This is a genomic window from Micromonospora sp. NPDC049102 (genome assembly GCF_043197485.1).
Classification (GTDB): Bacteria; Actinomycetota; Actinomycetes; order Mycobacteriales; family Micromonosporaceae; genus Micromonospora.
Window position 1 is genome coordinate 17,270 of record NZ_JBICTE010000023.1, and the last position, 16,040, is coordinate 33,309.

General features: G+C 71.3%; 14 protein-coding genes. 10 read left to right on the forward strand and 4 right to left on the reverse strand.

Going from position 1 to position 16,040, the window contains the following annotated elements:
• Positions 1–15: 15 nt before the first annotated feature.
• Complete coding sequence (gene metG, locus ACGFH9_RS21025) at positions 16–1,818, reverse strand: methionine--tRNA ligase (RefSeq protein WP_393221788.1); 1,803 nt, start codon at positions 1,816–1,818, stop codon at positions 16–18.
• 158 nt (positions 1,819–1,976) lie between these two features.
• Here metG and ACGFH9_RS21030 point away from each other — a divergent pair, with 158 nt between their 5' ends.
• A complete protein-coding gene (locus tag ACGFH9_RS21030) occupies positions 1,977–3,140 on the forward strand; it encodes a hypothetical protein (RefSeq protein WP_393221790.1) in 1,164 nt (387 codons plus the stop codon).
• 16 nt (positions 3,141–3,156) lie between these two features.
• Here ACGFH9_RS21030 and rsmI read toward each other — a convergent pair whose 3' ends face one another.
• The gene (rsmI, locus tag ACGFH9_RS21035) at positions 3,157–3,996 is read right to left on the reverse strand and encodes a 16S rRNA (cytidine(1402)-2'-O)-methyltransferase (RefSeq protein WP_393221793.1); all 840 of its coding nucleotides are present in this window, start codon (positions 3,994–3,996) and stop codon (positions 3,157–3,159) included.
• 150 nt (positions 3,997–4,146) lie between these two features.
• Between rsmI and ACGFH9_RS21040 the strand changes: the two genes are divergently transcribed.
• The 3 genes from ACGFH9_RS21040 (at position 4,147) to ACGFH9_RS21050 (ending at position 8,245) form a co-directional block, all read left to right on the forward strand.
• Entirely contained in the window at positions 4,147–5,805 is a 1,659-nt protein-coding gene (locus ACGFH9_RS21040) for a dolichyl-phosphate-mannose--protein mannosyltransferase (protein ID WP_393221991.1), read from the forward strand.
• A 362-nt stretch (positions 5,806–6,167) separates the two neighbouring features.
• Positions 6,168–7,463, forward strand: a complete 1,296-nt coding sequence (locus ACGFH9_RS21045; protein ID WP_393221796.1) for a VWA domain-containing protein — start codon at positions 6,168–6,170, stop codon at positions 7,461–7,463.
• Positions 7,463–8,245 (forward strand): peptidase, encoded by a 783-nt coding sequence (locus tag ACGFH9_RS21050; protein ID WP_393221799.1) that lies wholly within the window; start codon positions 7,463–7,465, stop codon positions 8,243–8,245. Before ACGFH9_RS21045 ends, ACGFH9_RS21050 begins: the two co-directional genes overlap by 1 nt.
• 53 nt (positions 8,246–8,298) lie before the next feature.
• Here ACGFH9_RS21050 and ACGFH9_RS21055 read toward each other — a convergent pair whose 3' ends face one another.
• A complete protein-coding gene (locus tag ACGFH9_RS21055; protein WP_393221802.1) occupies positions 8,299–8,568 on the reverse strand; it encodes a hypothetical protein in 270 nt (89 codons plus the stop codon).
• A 183-nt stretch (positions 8,569–8,751) separates the two neighbouring features.
• Between ACGFH9_RS21055 and ACGFH9_RS21060 the strand changes: the two genes are divergently transcribed.
• Both ACGFH9_RS21060 and ACGFH9_RS21065 read left to right on the forward strand, forming a co-directional pair.
• Complete coding sequence (locus tag ACGFH9_RS21060) at positions 8,752–9,408, forward strand: 4'-phosphopantetheinyl transferase (RefSeq protein ID WP_393221805.1); 657 nt, start codon at positions 8,752–8,754, stop codon at positions 9,406–9,408.
• Between the two features lie 148 nt (positions 9,409–9,556).
• Entirely contained in the window at positions 9,557–10,570 is a 1,014-nt protein-coding gene (locus tag ACGFH9_RS21065) for a hypothetical protein (RefSeq protein WP_393221807.1), read from the forward strand.
• Positions 10,571–10,625: 55 nt separating this feature from the next.
• Here ACGFH9_RS21065 and ACGFH9_RS21070 read toward each other — a convergent pair whose 3' ends face one another.
• Positions 10,626–11,627 (reverse strand): hypothetical protein, encoded by a 1,002-nt coding sequence (locus tag ACGFH9_RS21070; RefSeq protein WP_393221810.1) that lies wholly within the window; start codon positions 11,625–11,627, stop codon positions 10,626–10,628.
• 89 nt (positions 11,628–11,716) lie between these two features.
• On the opposite strand from ACGFH9_RS21070, the gene ACGFH9_RS21075 reads away from it, so the two are divergent.
• The 4 genes from ACGFH9_RS21075 to ACGFH9_RS21090 all read left to right on the forward strand — a co-directional run bounded on the left by ACGFH9_RS21075 (position 11,717) and on the right by ACGFH9_RS21090 (position 16,006).
• On the forward strand, positions 11,717–12,505 hold the full coding sequence (locus tag ACGFH9_RS21075; protein ID WP_393221813.1) for a hypothetical protein: 789 nt from the start codon (positions 11,717–11,719) through the stop codon (positions 12,503–12,505).
• Positions 12,506–12,861: 356 nt separating this feature from the next.
• Positions 12,862–13,458, forward strand: a complete 597-nt coding sequence (locus tag ACGFH9_RS21080; protein ID WP_393221816.1) for a hypothetical protein — start codon at positions 12,862–12,864, stop codon at positions 13,456–13,458.
• A gap of 145 nt (positions 13,459–13,603) precedes the next feature.
• Positions 13,604–14,287 carry a lytic polysaccharide monooxygenase gene (locus ACGFH9_RS21085; RefSeq protein ID WP_355244553.1) on the forward strand — a complete coding sequence of 228 codons (684 nt, stop codon included), beginning with the start codon at positions 13,604–13,606 and terminating at the stop codon, positions 14,285–14,287.
• 678 nt (positions 14,288–14,965) lie between these two features.
• On the forward strand, positions 14,966–16,006 hold the full coding sequence (locus tag ACGFH9_RS21090) for an iron-containing redox enzyme family protein (protein WP_393221818.1): 1,041 nt from the start codon (positions 14,966–14,968) through the stop codon (positions 16,004–16,006).
• The last annotated feature ends 34 nt before the right edge of the window (positions 16,007–16,040 follow it).

Below are 16,040 nucleotides of genomic sequence, written 5' to 3' on the forward strand. Positions count from 1 at the left end.
CGCGCCGTCCGACGTTCAGTCGGCCAGGCGGGCCAGCTCCTCGTCGACGATCGACGGGTCGAGCTTGCGGAACACGGGCTTGGGGGCGGTCAGCGGCCGGCCGGCTTCGATCGGCACCGACTCCCAGCGCGCGCCCACCGTGTAGTCACCGGTGAGCACCGGGTACGACGGGCCGCCGTCCAGGTCGTCGACCTGCTCGATGACGGGCATCGGCGCGTGTACGCCGGTGCCGCCGAGCAGCTCGTGCACCTGCTGGGCGGAGTGCGGCAGGAACGGGGTGAGCAGCGTGTTGGCGTCGCTGATCACCTGGAGGGCGACGTGCAGGATGGTGCCCATCCGGGGTTTGTCGGCCTCGGCCTTGAGCTTCCACGGGGCCTGCTCGGAGAGGTACCTGTTGGCCTCGGCCACCACCTTCATCGCCTCGCCGATGGCCTGCTTCTGCCGGTGCCGACCGATCAGGTCGCCGACCGTGGTGAAGCCGGCCCGGGCGACGGCGAGCAGTGCCTCGTCGGCCTCGGTGAGCCCGGCCGGGTCGACCGGCGGGATGGCCCCGAAGTTCTTCGCGGCCATCGACACGCACCGGTTGACCAGGTTGCCCCAGCCGGCGACCAGCTCGTCGTTGTTGCGGCGCAGGAACTCGGCCCAGGTGAAGTCGGTGTCGTTGCTCTCCGGGCCGGCGGCGGCGATGAAGTAGCGCAGCGCGTCGGCGTCGTAGCGCTCCAGGAAGTCCCGGACGTAGATGACCACCTTGCGGGACGAGGAGAACTTGCGCCCCTCCATGGTCAGGTATTCGCTGGAGACGACCTCGGTGGGCAGGTTGAGTCGGCCCAGGTCACCCGGCTCACCGTCCCGCGAGCCCTCGCCGGAGTAGCCGGAGAGCAGCGCCGGCCAGATCACCGAGTGGAAGACGATGTTGTCCTTGCCCATGAAGTAGTACGAACGGGCGTCCTTGCCTTGGGCGTCGGCGGACCACCACTTACGCCACGCCTCGGGGTCGCCGGAGCGGCGTGCCCACTCGATCGAGGCGGACAGGTAGCCGATCACCGCGTCGAACCAGACGTAGATCCGCTTGTCGGGGCGGTCCCGCCAGCCTTCGAGCGGGATCGGCACGCCCCATTCCAGGTCGCGGGTGATCGCCCGGGGTTGGAGGTCGTCGAGCAGGTTGCGGGAGAACCGCAGCACGTTGGGCCGCCACCCCTCCCGGGTGTCCAGCCACTGCCGCAGCACCTCGGCCAGGGCGGGCAGGTCCAGGAAGAAGTGCTCGGTCTCGACGAACTTCGGGGTCTCGCCGTTGATCCGCGACTTCGGGTCGATCAGGTCGATCGGGTCGAGCTGGTTGCCGCAGTTGTCGCACTGGTCGCCGCGCGCGCTGTCGTACCCGCAGATCGGGCACGTGCCCTCGATGTACCGGTCGGGCAGGGTGCGCCCGGTGGACGGCGAGATCGCGCCCATGGTGGTCTTGGGCACGATGTAGCCGTTGCGGTACATGCCCTCGAACAACTCCTGCACCACCGCGTAGTGGTTGCGGGTGGTGGTGCGGGTGAACAGGTCGTAGGAGAGGCCGAGGCCGTGCAGGTCCTCCACGATCACCCTGTTGTACCGGTCGGCCAGCTCGCGCGGGGTGACCCCGTCGGCGTCGGCCTGCACCTGGATGGGGGTGCCGTGCTCGTCGGTGCCGGAGACCATGAGCACGTCGTGGCCGGCCATCCGCATGTACCGGGCGAAGACGTCGGAGGGAACGCCGAAACCGGAGACGTGGCCGATGTGGCGGGGGCCGTTGGCGTACGGCCAGGCCACTGCCGCGAGAACGTGACTCATGAGCAGCAAGCCTAGTGACCCGTCCGGCGTGCCCGCGAACCAATAGGGGGTGCCGGGCCGACGGACCGGGCCGACCCCCTCGACCTTTGGTCCGATTTGTCGTCGACACGCGGCCCAGCTGCCCGTTCAGCCCCCGCTACCGGTGTGCAATGAACGTCGTGACTGGCAGACGAGCGGCTCGGGACCATGACGAGCGTCCCACCGGGGCGGCGGCCGGCGACGAGGCCACCCGGACCTCCGAGCCCCGGGGCAGCGGGGTCGCGCCGCTGCCCCGACCGGTACCCCCCGCCGCCGACGCGACCACCACCGGCCGCCCGGGCGCGTCGTCACGGCCGGGCGCGTCGTCCCGGCCGAGCCCCACGCCACGGCCGCCGACACCCACCCCGGCGCGACCCAGCCCGACGGTGCCCACACCCAGCCCGACCCGGCCACACCCGGCAGGATCGTCCGGCGAGACGCCGCCACCCGGTTCCTCCGCCGACATGACGCCACCCGATTCGTCCACCGACACGCCGCCACGCGGTTCGCCCGCCGGCACGACGACGGCCGCGAGCACGGCACCGGCGGATGCCGGACCGGGCGGGGCGACGGTCGAGGTGGAGCCCACCACCGGGGCCCCGGTGGACGCGGTGCCGCGCCGGGTGCCGATCCGTCAACAGAGCCGCAGCCGGGACGCGTACCGGCCCGACGGGGAGCAGTCGTCGGACGACGGTGTCTTCTGGGCGCCGATCGAGGAGGTGCACTGGGATGGCACCCCGGTCCGGGACGACCCCGCTCCCCGACCGCGCTCCCCGGCGACCGACCGCCGCAGGGCCGCGCGGACGACGGCGCTGCCGGACCCGCTGCGCGGGCTCACCGTCCTGGTGCTGTTGAGCCTGGTCACAGCCTTCTTCGCCTGGGTCAGCGCGGGGCCGTTCTGGCTCGCCGTCGGGCACGGGCGCGATGGCACGGTGGTGATCGACACCTGCACCGGCGGCGGCCTCAGCCAGCGGTGCCGGGGGATCTTCACGGCGGACGACGGACGTTTCCTGGCACACGGCGTACGCGTCAGCGGCGCGCCCACCGGAGGCGGCGCGACGGGAACCGCGCACCGGGCCCGGATGACCGGCCCGGACAGCGGCACCGCGTACGCCGACACCGGCGCGAGCCGGCACCTGCACTGGCTGCCCGGGCTGTTGGTGGTGCTCGGCTGCGCCGCCGGCATCGTCCGGTGGACCGGGTCGGCCCGGCTGCCCGGCCGACGACACCGCCGTTGGGCGGTCTCCGCCGCACTCGCCGGCCCCACCCTGATCACCCTCGGTTTCCTGGCCGCCGCCTGGTGAACGCGGGCGCGGCGGGTCAGCTGTGCACGATCGTGTAGACCTCGCGGCGGCGCAGGGAGTATTCGGTGGCGACATCGGTGATGGCGTCCCGGCGGGAGCGGCCCGCAGCCTCGCGCTCGGCGACCGCGGCACGCAGGGTCTCGTCGTCGGGGCGCTCCGCAGGGGTCACCGGAGCGCCGGCCACCACGAGGGTGATCTCCCCGCGCGGCTCGCTCTCCGAGGCCCATCGGGCCAGCTCACCGAGGGGGCGGCGGAGCACCTCCTCGTACGTCTTGGTGAGTTCCCGGCAGAGCGCGGCCGGCCGGTCCGCGCCGAACGTCTCGGCCAGGTCGGTCAACGCCGCGCCGATCCGGTGCGGCGCCTCGAAGAAGACGAGGGTGCGCTCCTCGGCGGCGAGCGCCCGCAGCCGGGACCGGCGGGCACCCCCACTGCGCGGCAGGAACCCCTCGAAGCAGAACCGGTCGCACGGCAGCCCGGAGACGGCGAGGGCGGTGGTCACCGCACTGGGCCCCGGCGCGACGGTGACCGGCGCACCCGCGTCCAGCGCCGCCCGGACCATCCGGTATCCCGGGTCGGAGACGCTCGGCATACCGCCGTCGGTCACCAACGCCACCGTGTACCCGCCGAGGATGACCTCGACCAGTTCGGGCGTACGCCGTTCCTCGTTGCCCTCGAAGTAGGAGACGATCCGACCGCCGACGGTGATGTCGAGGTCGCGGGCCAGCCGGGTGAGGCGACGGGTGTCCTCGGCGGCCACCACGTCGGCGCTCGCCAGCACCTCCCGGAACCGCACCGAGGCGTCGGCGGGGTTGCCGAGCGGGGCACCGAGCAGGATCAGGCGCCCAGCTTCGGACATTTCACCCACGACATCGTCTCCTTCATCGACAGCGAATACCGGTATCAGGGACGACGGGCGCCACACGACACCCTGGCAGCCTACGATCGCCGGGTGACGAGTGCGTCGACAGCGCAGAGCCCGAGCGCCGACCCGGCAGACCCGGTCGAGGTGTCCGGCGAGCCCAGCCCGCAGCAGACACCGGCGGAGCCGCGTGCCGACGGCGGGGGGGTGTCCGCCGTGGTCCGCCGTCGGTTCGCCACCGTCGACACCCGGTTGGACCCGTACTCGTGGCTGGCCACCGCCGTGGTGGTGGCCATCGCGGCGATCCTGCGCTTCGTCGGCCTGTCCAGTCCCAAGGGCAAGATCTTCGACGAGACGTACTACGCCAAGGACGCCTACGGGCTGATCAGTCGCGGCGTCGAGTGGAACTACAAGGACAACGGCCCGTCGTACGTGGTGCACCCGCCACTGGGCAAGTGGCTGATCGGCATCGGCGAGTGGGCCTTCGGCTATCAGGACGCGGAGTCGAAGGTGTCCGTCGGCGGGCACCTGTTCACCACCGCGCCGGAGTTCGGTTGGCGGTTCTCGGCGGCCGTCATCGGGACGCTGTCGGTGCTGCTGCTGGTCCGCATCGGTCGGCGGCTGTTCCGCTCGACGGTGCTCGGCTGCGCGGCCGGCCTGCTGCTCGCGTTGGACGGCTTCCACCTGGTGCTGTCGCGCGCCGCGCTGCTCGACATCTTCCTGCTGTTCTTCGTGCTGGCCGCGTTCGGGGCGCTGGTGCTCGACCGGGACGCCCGGCGGCGGCGCTGGGCGCGCGCCCTGGACGAGGGGCTCGACCCCAGCCTGCCGGGTCGCGAGGGCCGGCCGTCGACCGGCTGGCGGACGTGGCCGTGGTGGCGTCTGGCGGCCGGGGTGCTGATCGGTTGCGCCTGCGCGGTCAAGTGGAGCGCGCTCTACTTCGTGCCGGTGTTCGCCCTGTTCGTGGTCCTCTGGGAGGTCGGGCTCCGCCGGTCGGCGGGCGTCCGCAGGCCCTGGCGGGACACCCTGCTCGACGAGGTGCCCTGGCTGGTGCTGGCCGGGGTGCTGATGGTCGGCACCTACCTGGCCACCTGGTCGGGGTGGCTGATCAGCGACGACGGCTACTACCGGCTGGCGACGTCGTCCGCCTACCCGACGGGGTCACTCAGCGACACCCCGGTGATCGGCCCGCTGGTCAACCTCTACGAGTACCACCGGGCCGCGTACGGCTTCCACGCGCAGCTCGACGATCCGCACAAGTACCAGTCGTGGCCGTGGCAGTGGCTGCTGCTCGGGCGACCGGTCGCGTTCCACTGGTCGGGGGACGGCGCCTGCGGCGCGCCGACCTGCGCCTCGGAGATCCTGCTGCTGGGCACCCCGCTGCTGTGGTGGTCGTTCCTGCCCGCTCTGGTCGCGCTCGTCTGGCTGGGCATCGCCCGCCGGGACTGGCGGGCCGGCGCGATCCTGCTCACCGTGGCCGCGGGTCTGCTGCCCTGGTTCTGGTTCGCCCTCGACGGCCGGACGATGTTCTCGTTCTACACGGCGCCGGCACTGCCCTTCCTGGTGCTCGCCGTGGTGTACGTGCTGGGTGCGATGATCGCCCCGGCCGGGGGTGACGTGGGCGAGACGGCGGCCCTGACGCCCGGGGACGCCGGCTACGAGAGACGGCTGGTCGGCAGCATCGCGGCCGGGGCGTACGTGCTGCTGGTGGGCCTGTGCTTCGCGTACTTCTATCCGATCTTCGTGGGCCGACTGATTCCGTACTCGGACTGGCTGGCCCGGATGTGGCTCGACGGTCGCTGGATATAAGCACCGGCAGGCGACGCGCCGCACAGCGCGACGGAAATCGGGCCCGCACGCGTGAAGCGTGCGGGCCCGATTTTTGCTCTCCAAGCTCTACACGAAGACGCGCGCCCCGATCGCCTGCCACGGGGGAAGCGGGCGATTGGGGCGCGCATGAAGAGCTTAACCACCGCGCGCCACCGGCACAACGGGTCAACTTGGGTCGGATTTCCGACCGATTCCGCCCGGGCCGAGGACTACCCTCCGGCCGTTGACCGAGGGTGACCTGACGTGGACCCAGCGCCCCCTCGCGGAGTCGTTCCCGGACCGTACTGGACGACCAACCACCCCGACGATCATCCAAAGTAGATCTCACTACACTGCGGGCCGTGATCAACTTCAGACGATCGGCGGCCGTCCTTCTCGGACTGCTGGCGACCACCGCGCTGACCGGGCCCGTCCCGGCGGCGGCCGACGAGGAGCAGGTGGCCGAGCCGCCCCGGATCGAGCTGGTGCTCGACGTCAGCGGCTCGATGCGGGCGGCGGACATCGACGGGCGCACCCGGATCTCGGTGGCCCAACAGGCGTTCAACGACGTGGTGGACGCGCTGCCGGAGGAGACCCAACTCGGCATCCGGGTGCTCGGCGCGACCTACAAGGGCAAGGACAAGAAGGTCGGCTGCCAGGACACCCAGCAGATCGTGCCGGTCGGGCCGGTCGACCGGTCCGCGGCCAAGGCGGCGGTCGCCGGGTTGCGGCCCACCGGGTTCACCCCGGTCGGGCTCGCGCTGCGCTCCGCCGCACAGGACCTGGGCACCGGCACCACCACCCGACGGATCGTGCTGATCACCGACGGGGAGGACACCTGCGCGCCGCCGGACCCCTGCCAGGTGGCCCGGGAACTCGCCGCGCAGGGCACCAGCCTGGTCGTCGACACGCTCGGCCTCGCACCCGACGAGAAGGTACGCCGACAACTGCTCTGCATCGCCGGGGCGACCGGCGGCACGTACACCGCGGCGCAGAGCGCCGACGAGCTGACCGGCCGCATCAAGCAACTCGTCGAGCGGGCCGGAGACACCCACACCCGGGCGCCGACCGTCGTCGGCGGCACGGACGACTGCGCTTCCGCGCCGCTGCTCGCCCCCGGGGTGTACGCCGACCGGGAGTCGTTCTCCGAGCACCGCTACTACCGGGTGCCCGTACGCCCCGGGCAGGAGCTGCGCGCGTCGGTGAGCATGGCGCTGGACCGTCCGGTGAACCGGGACTACGGGGTGCTGCTGCGGGCGACCGCGGCGGACGGCCGGGAACTGGTTCGGGGCGCGGACGCCGGCAGCGGCCGCGCCGACGTGCTCTCCGCCGGTCTGCGCTGGTCCGCCACGGCGGACGACGAGGCCACCACCGACGACGAGGAAGCCGCCGAGGAGAGCCCGGCACCCGTCGTCGAGCCCACCACCGTCTGCCTGGTGGTCAGCAACTCGTTCGCCGCGCGTCCGGGCACCGCGGCGACGCCCGGCATGCCGGTGGAGTTGACCATCGACGTGGTCGCCGCCGCCGGCGCCCCGGACGGCCCCGATCTCGGGCGGGGCTGGGTGCTGCTCGTCCTGCTCACCGTGGCCGGCCTGCTGACCGGCCTGATCGCCGGCCTGCTCACCCGCTGGTGGGTCGCCACCTGGAGGGAGAACTGATGCGTATTGCTCTGTTCCGCTCGCTGGCGGCGCTGCTCGCCGCCGGTGGGGCCGCGCTGCTGCCCGCGGCGGCCGTGGCCGCCCCCACCCCGTCTCCGGGCGCCACGCCGGTGACCCGGGCCGGCACCTCGTTCCTCACCGCCACGCCGATCATCGCCGGCCAGCCGGTACGCGTGGACGCCTCCGTCGGCGACCACCTGTACTGGTCGTTCACGGCGACCGCCGGTCAGGTCCACGAGATCACCGCCACCGTCACCTTCCCGAAGCCGCGCGGCGGGGCCTCCACCTGGACGATCGACGTGTTCGACGGGCTGCGCCGACGACAGGCGTGCACCGCCGGCGCGCAGACGCCGACGGTGGACGGCAAGGCGTCGAGCGTGGCGCTGGGCTGCACCCTGCGCGAGGTGCGTCCCTGGGCGGAGCCCTGGTCGGCCGACCCGCTTCCCGGCACGTACGTCGTCCGACTCTCGGTCGTCGACCTGCCCGAGCCGGACCTGGGCGCACCCATCGACGTGGACCTGCTGGCCGGCGTCGTCGCGGACCGGGGCGCCTCGGCCGACGACGGCGCGTTGGCCGCCCCGCTGGTGCCGAACACCAAGGCGGGCACGGTGCTCAACGCCGTACCGACGCCCGCGCCGGAGGCGGACGACGAGGGTGACTGGCTGGCGGACTGGCTACCGGATCTCGGCTCGCGTTGGATCTGGACCGGCGTCGGCGGCGTGCTCGCCGCGGTGGCCGGGGTGGTCGGTTTCGCCCTGACCCGGCGGCCCCGGCGGCCCTGACCCGACCGTGTCCGCCGGTGGCCCCGCCCGATCGGGGCGGGGCCACCGGCGGTTCAGCTTCGTCGCGTTCCTCGGGGCAGCCAGCCGATGAACCGGTCCTGCAACGACATCACCGGAGCTGCCCGCAGGTCCTCGGCGGCGGCGGCGAGACACGAGCCCAGGTAGACGCTGAGCATCGCCCGGTCACCCCCGTACTCCGCCAGCAACCGGCCGCGCTTGGTCGTGCACGGCCACTCGTCGCCGCAGGAGCCGCAGCTCCAGCCCGGGGTCGTCGGTGCGTGGTCGTCGGCCCGGCCCCTCGGCCGTTCGGCGCCATCGCTCATCGCAGCTCCTCCAGATGTTCACGGGACTTGCCAGCTCTTGATGGTGGTCCCCCCGGAGCCATCACGAAGGGCGCGACGCGTCCCTCCGGTGTTACATCTTTGCGGTACGTTCTGCGATCGTGGGAGTCGGAAATGTGACCGTCGCGCTAACGTCCCCTCACTACCCGGCGGTAGGTGTCCGCCGTGCGTGACCTCATGCCGCCAACGGTGGCCGTGGCCGTGGCCGCACCCGACGACTGGACCGGCGACCTCCTCGACGCCGAACAGGCGTGTCTCGGCGACAAGGCGGTGCAGACCCGCCGACGGGACTTCACCGCCGGTCGGGTGTGTGCCCGTCGGGCGATGGCCGACCTCGGCCTGCCGACGGTGGCCTTGCCCAGCGCCGCCAACCGCGCGCCGATCTGGCCGGCGGGCGTGGTGGGTGCGATCACCCACACCGCCGGCTACTGCGCCGCCGCCGCGGCGCGCGCCACCGAGGTGCGATCCGTCGGTATGGACGCCGAGCAACACCGCGAGATCAATGCGGGGGTACGCCGACTCGTGCTGCTGCCCGAGGAGGAGGAGACGTGCACGCGGCTACCCTCCGGGGTCCGGTGGCCGATCGTGTTCTTCAGCGCCAAGGAGACCGTCTACAAGGTCTGGCACCCGGTCGTGGGGACCTGGCTGGACTTCCACGACGCCCACCTCGACCTGGACCCGGACGCCGGCACGTTCACCGCCCGGATCGCACCGGCGCGCGTGGACGCTGCCCAGGTCGCCGATCCCCCGACCACGATCACCGGCCGGTTCGTGGTCGCCGACGGCCTGGTCCGCACCGCCGCCGTCCTCGCCCTGCCCTGACCGCCGCCACTCGCACCGTCCATGCTGGCCGCCGCGCGGGCGCTCGGCGGAACCGTGGACGCGAGGCGGCGCGCCGACCGGGCGACAGTCGACGCACGGTAGCGTCGACGGGTTCCCGAACCGCACGTACGAGGCGTCAAGGAGTACGGTGACCCACCCCCAGCCCCCCGTCGGACCGCAGGACTCTCAGCAGCCGAGCCCGGAGCCGCCGCCGACGCAGCCGTTCCCGGCGACACCGCAGCCGCAGCAGTCCGCCGCCGACCCGACGGTCCCGCAGGCGCCGGTGCCGCCCGACCCGTGGTCGGCGGCGGCGCAGACGCCGGTGTCGGGTCAGCCGGCAGCCGGGGTGTCACCGCAGGGCGTACCGGAGCAGTGGGCGGCCCCGACGAACGCCCCGCTGCCGCCGTTCGCCAGCTCGCCCTATCCGGTCTCCCCCGACCAGCCCTGGCCGCAGCCCCCGTTCTCGGGCAGCGCCTACCCGTACGCGGGGGGCGCGTATCCACCTCCCGGCGGTCCGGGCTACCCGCTCACGACGCCGCCGCCCGTCGCGACGAAGAGCTCCAAGAAGACCGTGGTGGTCGTCGCGGTGACGGCGGCCGTGCTCACCCTGCTCTGCTGCGCGGGCGGGATCGTGGCGGTGGTCATCGGCGCGAACCGCGCGGCGAACGAGGTGACCGACGCGCTTCCCACCCCGGGCGTGACCCGCGGCGTCGGGCAGCCACCGGCCACCGCCGCCCCGTCGCCCCGGGCGGCCGACGGCGGCGACACCCGCGACATGTCGGTCGGCGACACCCTGGTCCTCGACGACAGCAGCGGAACCGTCGAGATCACCGTGACGAAGTTCAGCACCTCGGCCGAGCCCTGCACGTCGTACGGCCTTGAGCCGGACGAGGGCGTGTATTTGATCGCCGACGTGACGGTTGCGGTCACCAGGGGCACCGGTTCGGCGAACCCGCTCTACTTCCAGTGGGTCGCCGCCGACGGCACCGAGACCAATGCGATCGCCGGCGCCTTCTCCGGCTGCGGCAAGCCCATCCCGGCCGGGAACGACCTGACCGCCGGCACCAGACGCACCGGCAGCGTGGTGTTCGACGTGCACGACAGGTCGGGAGTGCTCGAGTACCAACCCAGGTTCGCGACCGCTGGCTCCTGGAAGCCGTGACGTGCGGTGGGGCCGACCCGACGGGCCGGCCCCACGCACCTGTGGAGGTCGGGTGTCAGCAGCCCGTCCACCGGACCGGGGTCACCCGGTCGGCATTGCGGAAGCCGACGATCGTGCCCGTGTCGGCGATGGCCCGGGCACCGATGTTGATCCGCGTACCGCCGCCCGGCAGGACCTGGGAGGTACCGCCGCGCGCGACCCGGTCGCCACCCACCACGACGCCCTTGGCGTTGACGTCGTCCAGCCCCGCCTCCTCATCGAGGAACGTGTACGAGCCGTCGCGTACGTCCCACCGCACCATGGCCGGGCTGGTGCCGCCCAGCCAGACCTGGCCGATGGCCCAGTGACCCGCAGCGGCGTTGACAGTGGTCGACCCACCACCCGGGACCGCGAGCGGCTTGACCTTGCCGTTCGGCCGGCGAACCCAGCCGGTCCAGTCGCCGAACGTTCCCGCGTAACCCACGATGGTCCCGTTCGCCGTGATCCCGACCGGCTGGGCGTTGAGCGGGGCGTCGAGCACCTCGACCGTGCCCGGACGGGCGGCCGGCCAGCGCAGGGCGCTGTACTCGCCGGGCACGATGTCCGAGCCGTAACCCACGATGTCACCGGAGGAGTTGATGGCGGTGACGACGATGCCGGTGGACGGCAGCACCGGCAACTGCTCGAACTTGCCGTCGCGGTACGTCCACGGCCGGCCGATGCCGTTCTCCGCCCAGCCGTTGCCGATCGCGATGCCGCTCTCGTTGACGTCGACCGGGGAGACCCCGTTGGCGGGCATCTCGGTCTCGGTGAGCTGCTGTCCGTCCCAAAACAGCAGCACGTACTGGTTGCCAGTGTCGAAGACCCGCAGGGCAGACCCGACGACGAAGCGACCCGACGGGTCGATGGCGCGCGCCTCGGCCCGATAGGTGTCCGTCGGGTAGGGCAGGGTGCTGATCGTGCAGGCGCTGCCGGCGGGGGCGGCGGTCGCCGTCGAGAACCCGGCGAGCCCGAGGGTGGCGGCGAGCAGTCCGGCGGCGGTGCCGGCGAGCATTCTGCGTCGAGCGGTGTACGTCATCTTCTCTCCCCGTGTGGAGCCCGGCGTTTCCGGGCGTCAACTGATGCCAGATGCACTCCTGAGGACGCCTCACGGTTGCGGCCTGTCCGATGAGCGACTTGATCGAGCGGGGCGTCTCGCGGGTCTGCTACGGACGGATGCCCTTGCCCGACGGGCGTCGTGGCCGCAGGATCGAGCAGGTGATCATCGATCGGCCGCAGGCGAACTGCGCACTGGACTATCACCTGGTCCTGCCCGCGCCGGGCACCGGTGACGGGAAGGGCATCCTCGTCGAGGAGTTCACCCGGCAGGACGACTTCTCCGCCAACGGCCTGCACAGCGCGAGTTGGACGCCCGGGTTCGGCTGGTGGAGTTCCGCCTCGCTGAGCCGCGACCTGCGTAGCGATCCGGCCGCACTCGCCCGGGTCGTCCCCGCCGAACGCGCGGGGGCGGCAGACGCCTACCGCCGCCTGGGCGGTGGTGACCTGCCCTCCGAGGCGGCGCTGCGGACGTACTTCCGCGACCACCAGCCGATCGCGACGGCCCCGCCGCTGCGGCTCGGCCCGACCCAGCCGCCGGACGGCTTTCACGAGCGACGCGTGTACCGCGTCCTGTTCGCCAGGGACCTGCGGACGGACCAGGTGGCGGCCCTGCGCGCGCTCTGGCGTGCGGCTGGCGGCGGCGCAGCCGGATCGGTCGCCGACGGTCGGCGCGAGAGCGGCGGTGACCAGTTCACCTGGGAGCTGCGACGGGTCGCCCACACACTCGCCTGGTGCCTCGACGTGACGGTCCTGATGAGAACCGACGCGGTCGACGCGGTACGCGCGACCCTGACCGACCTGACGAACCTGCTGCGCAGGTACGGCCTGATCGTCGTGACGACCGAACGGTTCTCGTAGCCGCTCCACAAAGGGCGACGTACGGACTTTGCGATGATGTACGTCGATGTTGCCACCGTGGGTTCAGACGTGATGGAATGGCTCGTATCGCCGCAGCACGGGGGCAACCGCGCTGCGAACGGCCACTGCGGGAGCATCGCGGTGCCGGCAGCGCGCCACTTGGGCAGACGCTCGCCTGTCGCAGCACCGGGCCACCTCCACGACGACGGGCACCTCGACGCGTAGGGCGTCCTCGCCCGTCGCACGCATCCCCTGGCACGCACCCCGACGGCCGACGCACTCGACGTCCCGCCCGCCGGGGGCGTCCGATCCGGCCTGTCGGGACGCCGGAACCGGCGACGAGGTGAGAGGCAGTCATGAGTTCCCAGGAGAGTGTCGAGAGTGCCGCGACTGCCGAGAGGTGGTACCGGCACCGCCTGGTGTGGGTGGTGGTGATCCTGCTGGCGGTGTCGGCGGGCACGGTCGTCCTGGTCCGGCGGGCAGGTCGGGACGCGGAGCCGACGGATCTGCAGGCACAGATCACGGCCCGCATGCGTACCACCCTCGAACAGGCGGACCCGGGGCAGCACAACCATGCCGGTCACGGTGCCCAGCAGGCGGTCACCGAGAGCAAGCCCCCGGTGATCTGCGGAGTTCGTGTCTACGGCTACGAGCCGACCGACGCCGCCGCGCTCGCCGACGTACGGACCGTCTACGGCTTCCACCTCTGCGGAATCGCCGAGAAGAAGCGCCCCTGGGACGTGGCGGTCAAGCTGGCCGGCCCGCTGATCATGGACATGTCCACCAACCCTCCGGGCATCCAGGTGGTCGAGGCGACAGCCGACGTCATGTTCGTCGACCGGCTACGGGAGATGTTCCCGGACAAGTACGAGGAGTTGGCGCTCAAGGAGGCGCTGACCCAGTCGGAGATGGCCGACCAGCGTCGCCGATACGACGCCGCAGCCGAGCTCTGACCAGATCCCTCCGGTCGATGGGAACCACCCTGACCACCTCATATCCGATTTTAGATAGATCAGCATTGATATTTGGACACATGGATGTAACAGTGGGTTTGGGAGCGTTCCCACTTCGATCACCCCGAAGAACGGAGGATGAACCGTGCGTTCACCCAAATCCGATCAATCCGGCGGACGACCCCGGTCAACCGCCCGTCGGTCACTTCAGGCGCTCGTCCTGCTGTTCGCCATGGTGGCCGGCACGTTGCCCTCGATCGGCGCGGCCCAGGCACACGGCACCGTCATCGGCCCGGCGACCCGCGCGTACCAGTGCTGGAAGACCTGGGGCAACCAGCACACGAACCCGGCCATGCAGCAACAGGACCCGATGTGTTACCGGGCGTTCCAGGCCAACCCCGACACCATGTGGAACTGGATGAGCCAGCTGCGCGACGGTCTCGCCGGCCAGTTCCAGGCCCGCACCCCGGACGGGCAACTGTGCAGCAACGCGCTCTCCCGGAACGACTCGCTCAACCAGCCGGGAGCGTGGAAGTCGACAGCCGTCAGCCGCAACCTGACGGTCCAGATGTACGACCAGGCCAGCCACGGCGCTGACTACTTCCAGGTCTACGTCTCGAAGCAGGGGTTCAACCCGGCCACCCAGAAACTCGGGTGGGGCAACCTGGACCTGATCGCGACGACCGGGCGTTACGCGCCCGCACAGAACATCTCGTTCAACGTCTCGATCCCGTCCTCGCGCAGCGGAAACCACATCCTGTTCGTGCTGTGGAAGGCGTCGCACATGGACCAGACCTACATGTGGTGCAGCGACATCACCGTCAGCTGACGGCAGGACCCGGCATGCAGCAGAGGCGGTTCCCGGTGACCCGGGAGCCGCCTCTGCTGCGCTCGTGGAGCTGGGGGAATTCGAACGCCTGACTTCCTCTTGGCCCGGCCGGCGTGGCGACCCGGGCCGGCTGCGGATGTAAACATCGATGCAAAGATTGAAACAGCGTATTCATTGCCGATGTCCGGATGCCTGCATGATCGGATCATCACGACCCCGAGAATGGACTCCGCGTACCATGATCAAGACGGCACCGTCGGCAATATTTTCCTGAAACGCACCTCGACATCAGTCAATGTATTCAGTAGGGTGACTCCTTGTGATCGGGGGACCACTCCTCGACGCATGCACGGGGAGTGTCGTCAACGGGGCCGTCCGCTCTCAGAATCATCGCTTTCTGCGACTGCCGATCCAGATCATCCCGAAGCTGCGGCCACGCCATCGGACCGCCCGGTGGCCGGTACGCCGTGCCGCCTTGTCGGATGCGCCGCCTCACCACTCGCCGGTCCGCCGCCACCCTGGGTGCGCGGGGTGACCTGGCGCGTCGGTCCAGGGTGCATGCCTGCGTGCGGCGGGTCGGGATGCGGGCACGGCAGCGCGGCGGGACTCGTCGTCCCACGCACACGCAAGCTCGCGCACACCGTTCACGTGGCTATACCAGCACCAGGGGGAGGTTCAGTGCCCATCGTCAGTGACCGGCTCCGGTTCGCCGCCGGGCCGACATCGGCAGCCGATGTGGTGGAACAGATCAGTTCGTGGTTCGCGGTTCCCGCGGACAAGGTCGACGAGGACCTGCGACACGACCGGGAACGCATCCTGTCGGCCGTTCGTACGATCAACGACCGCGCCGCAGCCAACGAGCCCGACGCTCTGTACCACCAGCAACTGCTGCTCGCCCGGATCTACGCCCTGATCACCGCGCTGCCCGACGGCGCGACGGCCGAGGGCTCGGTGATCATCCACGAGGTGACCCGCCTGCTGGAGCAGGCCACCATCGAGGCCGAGGACAACTGGATCGAACCGGCCGTCTACGACGCCATGCCCGGCCCGGGTCAGCCGTTCCTGTCCTGGTTGAAGGGGGTCGCGCGGCAGCACCCGGTGTTCAAGCACCCGTACTACGTCGACTTCATCAACCACCGTGCCAGCTCCGCCGACCTGCGCACGTACGTCATCCAGGAGTCCCTGGTAGACGGACGGTTCGACGACCTGCTCGCCATGATGCAGATCGGCACGAGCGGCGCGGCCAAGATGGAGATCGCGGAGAACTTCTGGGACGAGATGGGCAACGGCAACCCGGCCGAGGTCCACACCCACCTGTTCAACAAGATCTACGACGTGTTCGACATCTCCGACGAGGAGTTGGAGAGCGCGATGACCGCCAACGACCTGCTGGCCGGAAACCTCGCGGTGCTGCTCTGCCGGTACCGGCAGTTCTACCCGGAGGCGGTCGGCTTCCTCGGCATGACCGAGTGGCTGGTGCCGGACCGGTTCCAGAACGTCGTCCGGGCCTGGGAGCGCCTCGGCCTGCCGGAGGTCGGCATCACCTACCACCGCCTGCACATCACGATCGATTCCAAGCACGCCGCCGGTTGGTTCCACAACATCGTCGTCCCGGCGAGCGAGTCGCCGCAGATGCGCCGGGGGATCGCCCGCGGTTCGCTCTGGCGGATGAACTCGTCCGCCCGGCACCTCGACGAGCGGCTGGCCCGCGCGGCCTGACCTGGTGATCGAGGCGCCGCCGCGCCCCGCCACC

Coding starts and splice junctions, on each gene's coding strand:
- metG (WP_393221788.1), bottom strand. CDS start 1,818: ATGAGTCACGTTCTCGCGGCAGTGGCCTGGCCGTACGCCAACGGCCCC.
- ACGFH9_RS21080 (WP_393221816.1), top strand. CDS start 12,862: ATGAGTTCCCAGGAGAGTGTCGAGAGTGCCGCGACTGCCGAGAGGTGG.
- rsmI (WP_393221793.1), bottom strand. CDS start 3,996: ATGTCCGAAGCTGGGCGCCTGATCCTGCTCGGTGCCCCGCTCGGCAAC.
- ACGFH9_RS21050 (WP_393221799.1), top strand. CDS start 7,463: ATGCGTATTGCTCTGTTCCGCTCGCTGGCGGCGCTGCTCGCCGCCGGT.
- ACGFH9_RS21075 (WP_393221813.1), top strand. CDS start 11,717: ATGAGCGACTTGATCGAGCGGGGCGTCTCGCGGGTCTGCTACGGACGG.
- ACGFH9_RS21070 (WP_393221810.1), bottom strand. CDS start 11,627: ATGACGTACACCGCTCGACGCAGAATGCTCGCCGGCACCGCCGCCGGA.
- ACGFH9_RS21055 (WP_393221802.1), bottom strand. CDS start 8,568: ATGAGCGATGGCGCCGAACGGCCGAGGGGCCGGGCCGACGACCACGCA.